The 9,634-nt window shown below is 48.8% G+C and carries 8 protein-coding genes and 2 pseudogenes; 4 read left to right on the top strand and 6 right to left on the bottom strand.

The features are described from left to right. The 4 genes and pseudogenes from ftsH4 to surE all read right to left on the bottom strand — a co-directional run. Positions 1-694 (bottom strand): annotated as a pseudogene (gene ftsH4, locus IQ219_RS11775) (ATP-dependent zinc metalloprotease FtsH4); the annotation flags it as partial. Positions 695-825: 131 nt separating this feature from the next. Further along, positions 826-1,863, bottom strand: a complete 1,038-nt coding sequence (gene hypE, locus IQ219_RS11770; RefSeq protein ID WP_194072725.1) for a hydrogenase expression/formation protein HypE — start codon at positions 1,861-1,863, stop codon at positions 826-828. Between the two features lie 44 nt (positions 1,864-1,907). Then, positions 1,908-2,570, bottom strand: coding sequence for a Uma2 family endonuclease (locus IQ219_RS11765; RefSeq protein ID WP_194072724.1), 663 nt, complete (start codon positions 2,568-2,570; stop codon positions 1,908-1,910). A 240-nt stretch (positions 2,571-2,810) separates the two neighbouring features. Then, complete coding sequence (gene surE, locus IQ219_RS11760; RefSeq protein ID WP_190596151.1) at positions 2,811-3,488, bottom strand: 5'/3'-nucleotidase SurE; 678 nt, start codon at positions 3,486-3,488, stop codon at positions 2,811-2,813. Between the two features lie 129 nt (positions 3,489-3,617). On the opposite strand from surE, the gene def reads away from it, so the two are divergent. From def to lysS, 3 genes are all read left to right on the top strand, one after another. Then, positions 3,618-4,181, top strand: coding sequence for a peptide deformylase (gene def / locus IQ219_RS11755; RefSeq protein ID WP_190596153.1), 564 nt, complete (start codon positions 3,618-3,620; stop codon positions 4,179-4,181). 217 nt (positions 4,182-4,398) lie between these two features. Beyond that, complete coding sequence (locus IQ219_RS11750) at positions 4,399-4,596, top strand: hypothetical protein (RefSeq protein WP_194018953.1); 198 nt, start codon at positions 4,399-4,401, stop codon at positions 4,594-4,596. A gap of 53 nt (positions 4,597-4,649) precedes the next feature. Next, complete coding sequence (gene lysS / locus IQ219_RS11745) at positions 4,650-6,182, top strand: lysine--tRNA ligase (RefSeq protein WP_194072723.1); 1,533 nt, start codon at positions 4,650-4,652, stop codon at positions 6,180-6,182. A gap of 67 nt (positions 6,183-6,249) precedes the next feature. Here lysS and IQ219_RS11740 read toward each other — a convergent pair whose 3' ends face one another. Both IQ219_RS11740 and IQ219_RS11735 read right to left on the bottom strand, forming a co-directional pair. Continuing rightward, positions 6,250-7,206, bottom strand: coding sequence for a glycosyltransferase family 2 protein (locus tag IQ219_RS11740; protein WP_194072722.1), 957 nt, complete (start codon positions 7,204-7,206; stop codon positions 6,250-6,252). A 209-nt stretch (positions 7,207-7,415) separates the two neighbouring features. Then, positions 7,416-8,324 (bottom strand): FkbM family methyltransferase, encoded by a 909-nt coding sequence (locus IQ219_RS11735; RefSeq protein WP_194072721.1) that lies wholly within the window; start codon positions 8,322-8,324, stop codon positions 7,416-7,418. 164 nt (positions 8,325-8,488) lie between these two features. Between IQ219_RS11735 and IQ219_RS11730 the strand changes: the two are divergent. Further along, positions 8,489-9,634: pseudogene (locus IQ219_RS11730) on the top strand (hypothetical protein); the annotation flags it as partial.

The raw sequence follows: 9,634 nt of genomic DNA, 5'->3' as shown, positions 1-9,634 counted from the left end.
CTGCTTCCCCGGCGGCGCCCTTAGCGAGCAGGGTTTTACCTGTGCCGGGAGGCCCCACTAGCAAGACACCCTTAGGAATTTTTGCCCCCAGGGCAGTGTAACGTTGGGGAAATTTGAGAAAATCCACCACTTCGCTCAGTTCTGTTTTGGCCTCTTCTACCCCGGCCACATCATCAAAGGTAACTTTGGTGGAATCCCCTTCCACATAGACTTTTGCCTTACTTTTAGTAAAAGCCAAAGCCCCGCCGGGGGCACCGTTGTTATTACGGTTCAAGAAAAATGACCAGATACCAACAAAAATCAGCGGGGGAATGACCCAACTTAAAAGGGTGCCAAACCAAGAATTTTTTGCTGGGGGAGCGGCGGCAAATTCAATGCCCTTGGCCTCCAAGCGCTTGGGTAACTCTAGATCAAAAATAGGAGTGGTTCTTAAAATCTGTCCATCGGCCGCTTTTTCTTTGCTCTCATCCCCTAGCTCCGGCTTAAGTTGGTAGCGAATCTCGTTTTGGCCCACATAAACACTGACAACCTTGTCCCCTTCCACCTGGTCAATGAAAAGACTGTAGGGTACTTGGGGGGGTTGGGAACCAAATAGTGTTGGGGCAAGCAGGTTCACCAATAGGTAAATGGTGGCACCCCACAGCAAAACGCTAGCAAGGCGACGTTGCCATTGGGGTTGGGGTTTGATGGCCATGGGTTTGGAGGAGAATAACTAAACAAAAAAAATCTGGCGATCTAGTCAATCGGCCTTTCCCCATCATATCCCTAACCCAAGGTGATATTTCTGCGCTATGGCTTTCAGCCCAGGGTTTGGTGGCGGGCAATCTAACAAATACGGGGCAATTGTTCCCCACTGATCATGTCCAGTAAACGGGGGGCACCAATGCGACTCTCTAGGCTGACTAACCCCAAAGTCAGTGCACTTTTGCCCGTAACTGTACCGATCGCCGTGGCTTGGGGATGGAAAGTTTGCAAAATTTCTAGGGTTTTTTGCTCTGCTGTTGGGGGCACAATGGCCAAAAATCGTCCCTCATTGGCTACATAAAGGGGGTCAAAACCCAATAGTTCGCAGGCGGCCTGCACTTCTGTCTCCACCGGAATCAAATTTTCCCGCAAAGCCATGGTCACTCCCGCGGTTTGGGCAATTTCATTCACCGCACTGGCCAGCCCCCCCCTGGTCAAGTCCCGCAGACAATGGATCGGTATTCCTGTTGACAATAAAGCTTCCACTTGCCGATGAACCGGGGCTGAATCACTCTCAATGGTGGTTTCAAATTCCAACCCTTGACGCACCGCCATAATGGCCATGCCGTGGCGACCCAAATCCCCACTAAGAATCAGACGATCGCCTACCTGTACCTGACTAGGATGAATAGTTTGTTGATGGTCAAGGGCACCAATGCCACTGGTGTTGATGAAAATGCCGTCCCCCTTACCCCGGTCCACCACTTTGGTATCGCCAGTAATAATTTCCACGCCACAATTTTTCGCCGCTTGCCCCAGGGATTGGGCTATCCGCCAGAGGGTTTCCATCGACAATCCCTCTTCCAGGATAAAACCAACGCTAATGTAACGGGGAGTAGCGCCGGCCATGGCCAGGTCATTAACAGTGCCGTGGACTGCCAAAGAACCGATGTCGCCCCCAGGGAAAAAGAGGGGATTAATTACGTAGGAATCGGTGGTGAAGGCCCATGAGCCGGGATTAACCGTAAACACCGCCGCGTCATGGCTGCCTGTTTCGGAAGCGCCAAAGGCCGGTAGAAAAATTTGCTTGAGTAATTGTTGGCTCAACTTACCGCCCCCACCGTGGGCCAACAGCACCTGGGGATAACGTTCAAGGGGAATAGGGCAGGCTAAGTTCACTAGAAGTTAATCTCTTTATGGGAGGGAAAATCACGGCCAAGAACTTAAATTTCTTCAGGATCAACGCCCAATTCCTTTAGTTTGGCCGCTAGGCGATCGGCCCGTTGTTGTTCCTCGTTAGCTCGTTGCTTTTCCTTGGCCATCTCTTGATTAAACTCCACCGTAGTCAGGAATTTGCGGCCGTCAGGATAATAAATTTCTAGGGTATCGGGGGTAAGTAGAAAACGAATGCCCAGGAGGGGGCTAGTCCAATCTTCTATGGTCTCAATCATCTCTAATCCGTTTTCTCCCCGCTGCAGTCCAGTTAATTCGTTGTCATCAGGGTCATAAACGTAATACTCATTCACTCCGTAGCGTTCATAAAATTGTAATTTGCGAATCATTTCCTTGGCACGATTACCGGGAGAGAGGATTTCAAAGACCACCTGGGGAGCAGTATTATCTTCCTCCCATTGCCGATAGGAGCCTCGTTTTCCCTTGGGTCGCCCTAGGGCAACCATGGCATCGGGGGCCACGCGAATTTCGGGATGTCCTTCCACCGGATACCAGAGTAAATCCCCCGCCACAAAAATGTTGGCATCTTGGGCAAAAAGACATTCCAGATTTTCCTTGAGTAAAACAATCCATTGAAACTGTTCTGTATTATCCGCCATGGGTTGGCCGTCGCTGTCGGGATAAATAATGGTGCGATGGGGAGCTATAACCATTTGCTTAAGTTTCCTAAAACGGGCAACTTCCCCTGTATTTTACTCAGAAATCCCTAGGAGCCGCGTTTGGCAATTTATCCAGAATGTGTTTCAAGAATTCCCCTGACCCCTAATTCAAAGGGGAAAACCCCAGAGTAGCCTAGAGCTTTAGGGCAAAAATTTAAGGGGCCGGGCACAACTCACTAAACCAGTTCCCATCTAAATACGTTGACCATTTTCTCGATATTGGGACTGACCCAATCAAATTTTGAGCTGGGTGATGGCAATGTTGCCGGAAAAGCAAACGTCAATGTCGGATCCAGGTTGTCGTGGTCGCTGGCTGTATTCTCCCCGGTAAAAGAAATTTGACCCTTCTATGGTGAAGGCTACGGGCAGAGGATCTCGACTGGGTTCACAAAAAATCAATTCCGGTTCCGGATCGCCGCTTTGCCAATGGGGTAGGTTAACGTTCCAAAAATGTTGGGGGGGTAGATCCTGTTGCCAAAGGGTATTGAAGACAGCATTGGCCCAGTGGGAAGCCCAGACCCAATCAATGGTGCGGGGTTTGTTGATCCAATGGGAAATGGCGATCGCCTTGTGGCCAAGGATAGCGGCCTCCCGTACCGCCGCCACTGTGCCGGAAAGGTAGGAGTCGATGCCCATATTGCCCCCCGCATTAATGCCGGCAATGACCCAGTCCACTTCTGGATAAAAATGAACCACCCCTAAACGAGTACAGTCCGCCGGAGTGCCGTCCACTGCGTAACGGTCTTTGCCCCTCTGCTCCACGGCGATCGCCTGGTCAGTGGTCACCTTATGGCCACAACCGGAATGTTGATTTTTTGGGGCCACCCACACACCCCGTTTACCAAGGGCTTCGTAGAGAGCTTCAATACCAGGGGCGTCAATGCCATCGTCATTGGTGAGCAAAAAATTCATAGGATAAAGCACTAATCAAACTGGCAAAGCTAAACAAGCCCTTTAAACCATAGCGAAAATTGTCCAGGCCGTGATTTTGTTAAGATGTAGTCTGAGACCCCATTGTTGAGATAGGCCTGTAGAACGTCCATGACTGCCACCCTCCTCGTTGAAAAGCAAAAAGTTGATCATCCCCCTTTGGAACTCCATTACCTAGGGGATAAGGTGCTCCGACAACCGGCCAAGCGCATTGCCAAGGTAGATGACAGTATCCGCAAATTGGCCAAGGAGATGTTGCAGACCATGTACAGTGCTAACGGCATTGGTTTAGCTGCGCCCCAAGTGGGGGTTAACAAACAATTATTGGTGGTGGATTGTGAACAGGATAAGCCCGATGAGCCGCCCCTAATTATGATCAATCCCCAGATTACCCGCACTAGCGAAGAACTTTGTGTAGTGGAAGAGGGTTGTCTGAGTGTGCCCAATGTTTATATGGATGTTACCCGACCCAGGGCGATCGAAGTGACCTACAAGGATGAGCATGGCCGCCCCCAAAAACGCCTTTTTGCTGAGCTAACTGCTAGGGTAATTCAACACGAAATGGACCACCTCAATGGTGTTATGTTTGTGGACCGGGTGGACAATCCCCTGGCTTTGGCAGAGTCTTTGAAGAAAGAAGGTTTTTCCATGCAGGCCGTCAAGCCCATGGCCTAGCCTGGACCCGTAAACATAGCCTAATAGACTCCATTTTGTCTGGGGGTCTATTTTTACAGGCCTCCGTAACTTTAGATAGGGAGGGAAGCCGATGGGGATTTGCCCTCTTTCCGGAGCTCTGACCGCTGCATAGAGGGGAAATTTAAGACCTTTCCGACAACCCCTTAACGGTAAACTGGACTGTTGACTGTTCATTCGTCCCGGAGGTTGATTTTCTGTGACTCCTAAAAGTGGTATTCTTTTGCTCCTTTCCTGTGTGTCGGCGATCGCCGCTGTGGGCTGCGTATTTGAACTGTCATCGGGGCAACCGGAATTAGGCAGTGCCACTACCACGGCCATTTTGCTGGGTAGCATTCCCCTGACGGCCATCTTCTTTTGGATTGCGGTGCAGGACACTAGGGCCAACATGAAATAACCAACAAATAATTCAAAAGTATTTAATTTCTAATTTTTCCCGTTTGCGTCACCATGGCCGATTCCCATTCCCACTCCAGCCTCGAAGAAATCCGTGCTACCCGCCTAGAAAAAGCGGCACAATTACGACAACTCGGCCTTAATCCCTACGCCTACACCTGGGATGTTACCCACCAAGCAAAGGAACTTCAAGCAGCCTATCAAGACCTGGCCAATGGTGAAGAAGTAGACCTCAAAGTGGCGATCGCCGGTCGAATTTTAGCGCGGCGGGTTATGGGAAAATTGGCCTTTTTTACCCTCCAGGATGAAAGCGGTACTATCCAACTTTATTTGGAAAAGCAACGGCTGACGGAAAATATGCCGGAGTTGGAAAACGCCTTTAATCTGCTGAAAAAAATCACTGACGTGGGGGATATTTTAGGGGTGACGGGCACCCTGAAGCGCACGGAGAAAGGAGAATTATCAGTTTATGTGCAAATCTATGCCGTACTCACTAAATCTCTATTGCCCCTACCGGACAAATGGCACGGTTTAACCGATACGGAAAAGCGTTATCGTCAACGTTACGTGGATTTAATTGTTAACCCCACCGTGCGTCAAACTTTCCGCCGTCGGGCCCAGATTACCGCCGCCATCCGCCGTTACTTAGATGAACAGGGCTTTATTGAAATTGAAACTCCAGTCTTGCAAGGGGAATCGGGCGGCGCAGAAGCAAGACCCTTCATCACCCACCACAACACCCTGGATATGTCCCTGTATCTCCGCATTGCCACGGAATTACATCTGAAAAGACTGGTGGTAGGGGGCTTTGAAAAGGTTTTTGAACTGGGTCGTATTTTTCGCAACGAAGGAATTTCCACCAGGCATAATCCCGAATTTACTTCCATCGAAGTCTATCAAGCCTATGTGGACTATAACGAGATGATGGCTTTGACGGAAGCCCTCGTTACCACCGCCGCCCAATTGGTACTAGGCACACTGAAAATTACCTACCAAGGGGAAGAAATCGACCTCACCCCTCCCTGGAAGCGCATCACTATGCACGAAGCAGTGCAGTTAGCAACGGGGGTAGATTTTAGTCAATTCACTGACTTGGAAACGGCTAAAAAAGCCGCCGCCGGAGCAGGCATTGGCGTGGCCGAAGATTGTCCTTCCCTGGGGCATTTGTTAAACCAGGCCTTTGAGCAAAAAGTGGAAGGAACGTTAATGCAACCAACTTTCATTACCGATTTTCCAGTGGAAATTTCCCCCTTGGCCAAACCCCATCGCAGTAAGCCAGGGCTAGTGGAACGATTTGAGTTATTTGTTTACGGTCGGGAATTGGCCAACAGCTTTTCTGAGTTGACAGATCCTATTGATCAACGTCAACGCTTGGAAGCTCAGGCGGCCAAAAAAGCGGCAGGGGATTTAGAAGCCCACAGCGTCGATGAAGATTTCCTCACTGCTTTGGAATATGGCATGCCTCCCACCGGTGGTTTGGGCATTGGCATCGATCGCCTGGTGATGTTGCTGACGGATTCCCCCAGCATTCGGGATGTGATTGCTTTCCCGTTATTGAAAAATCAGGAAGCCAGCGCCGAGGGTTGATCTCTGGCCAACGCAATTTTTTTCCTCGGGGCTAATGGCTGAGGTGATTTGGTTAACTAATTGGCCCCTAAATTTCCTTAATTTCCACCCTGGGAATTCTGAGATAGGCCATGCGCTTAAGTTCCCGCCGTCCTCGGGCAACGGAATCTAAAATTAAGCCGCAGGTAAAAAATACAAAGCCTAGGGACATCAGAGAAGCAGCAATGATCAGAGTGGGAAATCGAGGCACTTGCCCCGTTTCTAGATAAGTCCACAACACCGGTAACATTAAAGCGATCGCCGCTCCGGAAAATAGGGCAAAGAAAACACCAAAAAACAAGAACGGTCTGGTTTCCTTCATCAACAAAAATGAAGTGCCCAAAACCCGAAAACCATCACTAATAGTGTTTAACTTGCTTTCAGAACCAGAAGGGCGGGATTGGTACAACACCGGCTCCTCAGCGAAGGGCAACCGTAACTCCAGGGTATGAATGGTTAATTCCGTTTCAATTTCAAAGCCGTTAGAAATGGCCGGAAAGCACTTGACGAAGCGACGGGAAAAAATTCTGTAGCCCGATAACATATCGTCCAGCCGGGCTCCAAATTGTAACTCCACAATGCCCTTAAGGAACTGATTGCCACTGCGATGACCAAAACGGTAGGCTTCCTTATCCTTAAATTCCGATCGCCTGGCCCCCACCACCATATCCAATTGCTCATTAATCAGGCGATCAACTAGGCGACCCACCGCGCCGGCTTCGTAGGTATTGTCTCCATCCACCAAAATGTAGATATCCGCTTCAATATCGGCGAACATGCGGCGGATCACATTGCCTTTGCCCGGTTGTTTTTCGTAACGGACAATGGCCCCTGCTTGCTGGGCGACGGTGGCGGTGTCATCGGTGGAACAATTGTCATAAACGTAGATGGCGGCATTGGGTAACTGCTGGCGAAAATCCGCCACAACCTGAGCGATGGTCAACGCTTCATTACGGCAAGGAACTAGCACCGCCAAACGATAGGCACTGGAAAAGGAGGTTGACACCGTTAATTTAGCTAAAATTTTGGTAAAAATGGGCTGAGAGAACGTCGCAGAGTGCCAATTTTCCCCAACCCGGACAATTTAGGGTATTGATTAAGGCCTGCTGAGGCGGTTCTCAGAACTGGGGCTAATTCTATCTGGCCGGTTGTCCCTCCGCAAGTTTGCCACGCATACAAAGGATATGGACCCCACGTCTTGCCGAGATGCCATCATCACGCCGGACTAGCGAAAAGGGTATGGCCATCGCTGTCGCAACGGTAACCCAGGCCTTCCAACAACGGTCGAACCCCTAATAGGGCTGATTTTTTGGTTTTCACATCGGCATGGATATCAATGCAAAGGTAGGGGTGGCAGGTTTTCAAGGTTTCCATGGCCCCCTGGAGGGCGTACAGTTCAAAGCCTTCAATATCAATTTTGATCGCCTTGGGACGAAGATTATTTTCCTGGGCAAATTTATCAATGGTGGTGATTTCCACCGCATAGGTGGCATAGTTATCCAAGCTCGGCTCCACGTCCTTAGCTAGGGTAGATGTGTCCGCCGCCCAGGAAAAACGGTTATCTGTGCTGTATTCAATGAATTCCGCTTCTCCCGTTTCGTCGGCGATCGCCAGGGGAAGTACCGTGATCCGGTCCAGATGATTACCCTTAATAATTTGCTCCAGGCTATGGCGGGTTTGGCGAGCCGGTTCAAAGGCATAAATATGCCCCGTACTACCCACAACTTCAGCTAAAGGAATACTAATTACCCCATAGGCTGCCCCCACGTCGAAAAACACATCCCCCGGCCGTAGATGTTGCCCCAACCAATGGACGCAGTGACTTTCTATGCAATAGGTGAAACTAAACTCCTGGGAAGTTTCCAAACAATGGGCATAGGCCCGTAAAATTTCCACTGGTACCCTGAGGGGGACCCCATTGATTTCACAGCTTAGGGTAGTTTGAGGTTGGGCTTGGGCCACAACTTCCACCAAAGCACGGCTGTAGTCCAGATGGAGGTGGTCAAAGGATTTTTGCAAACCGGCAATTAAATCGTTGGTGTCGGCAATGGCTTTGATCATGGCCGCTTCCTGCTCATCTAGGCCAAAAAGCTTGCGACGTAATTGTTTGAAAAATTTTTGCATAGGGGCGTTTCCCAAAAAATCCGATGGTTTATCCTCAGGTTGGCTAACATTCTCCCACAAAAATCAGCCCCATCTAGGGCCAGCTAAAAAATGCAATCCCCTGTGATATTATGTGGCGTTATTGGTCGCCCCAAATACCCCCAACTGAGTCATTCTTGGATCTAATGCTAATTCCTGTAATCGGCTTTGTTTTAGCTGTTATTTTATTGATTGGATTTTTTTTGCTCTATCAGGAAGTTGGCATTTTTAAAAATTTAAAATTCCTTACTATTCAGAAAAATAATCCCTTTTTTATCCTGGCTTTATTATGCCTTGTTTTAGGACTAGCCTTGGGATTAGTAGGCTATTGGGGCATCTTAGAACCGAAGCTCAGTGCGGCGGATTTGCAAGCTTTAAGACGTAACTTAGTTATTCTCAGCCTATTACTTTTCGGAGTAACTTTTCGTCAGTATTTGCTCAATTGGATCAAGCCCGTTACCACCATGGCAATTTGGCGAAAAATTCGCGGTTTTAACTATAGAAATCGCATTGCCATTCTCACTTATATTTTGTTCGCCCTGATTGCTTTGGCTTGGATGGCCCCCATGGCATCGGCAAAGATAATTTTTTCCATTAACGACCACACTTCCCACATTGGTTACATTGTCCAGGGCAGAATGGCCCTAGAGGAAGGACAATTTCCCCTGCGGGTGGCTCCCCTGGAAAATTTTGGTTTCCGCTATCCTGGTTTTCAATTTTATAGTCAACTGCCCTATTTTTTAGGGGCAATAATTTACAAGTTTTTGACTCCCACCAATCCCTACACTGCCTATAAAATTTTGCTTTGGTCTGCCCTTTGGTTGGGGGGGATTTTCATCTATCGTCTGGGTTTTTTCTTCGCCCGTTCCCAAATTGCTGCCATTTTTGGGGGAGTGGCCTATATGTCTGCCCCTTACTTTCTCAATAATGTCCATGCTAGGGGAGCCTTCACAGAGGCGATCGCCCAGGGAATTTTAGCCATCGTTTTATTTTACGTTATTCAAACTTTTTATTATCCCCATTATCGCCATTTAATTTGGGGGGCTTTAGCCTGGTGTGCCCTGGGATTAACCCACATTATTACCTTTGTTTATACGACTATTTTTATTGCTCTATTGGGCGGTATTTTTTTAGTCAAAAGTAGGCCAAGCCATTGGCAACAGGGAACTATTTACATTAGCTTAAGTTACATATGGGCCTGGTTGCTGGCGCTGTACTTTTTAGCTCCTGTGGCTCTAGAATCCAGTAGTTTGGCCATTCGTCGTCAAATTCAAGCCATTAATCCTTTCAAC

Source organism: Synechocystis sp. LEGE 06083 (assembly GCF_015207725.1).
GTDB classification, from domain to species: domain Bacteria; phylum Cyanobacteriota; class Cyanobacteriia; order Cyanobacteriales; family Microcystaceae; genus Synechocystis; species Synechocystis salina.
Note: the sequence above shows the minus strand (reverse complement) of the source record. Positions and strands in the feature narration are given on the sequence as shown.

What these genes read in the sequence shown, in the direction of transcription:
- surE (WP_190596151.1), bottom strand. Translation starts at nt 3,488, where the DNA reads ATGAATTTTTTGCTCACCAATGACGATGGCATTGACGCCCCTGGTATT.
- def (WP_190596153.1), top strand. Translation starts at nt 3,618, where the DNA reads ATGACTGCCACCCTCCTCGTTGAAAAGCAAAAAGTTGATCATCCCCCT.
- lysS (WP_194072723.1), top strand. Translation starts at nt 4,650, where the DNA reads ATGGCCGATTCCCATTCCCACTCCAGCCTCGAAGAAATCCGTGCTACC.
- IQ219_RS11765 (WP_194072724.1), bottom strand. Translation starts at nt 2,570, where the DNA reads ATGGTTATAGCTCCCCATCGCACCATTATTTATCCCGACAGCGACGGC.
- IQ219_RS11735 (WP_194072721.1), bottom strand. Translation starts at nt 8,324, where the DNA reads ATGCAAAAATTTTTCAAACAATTACGTCGCAAGCTTTTTGGCCTAGAT.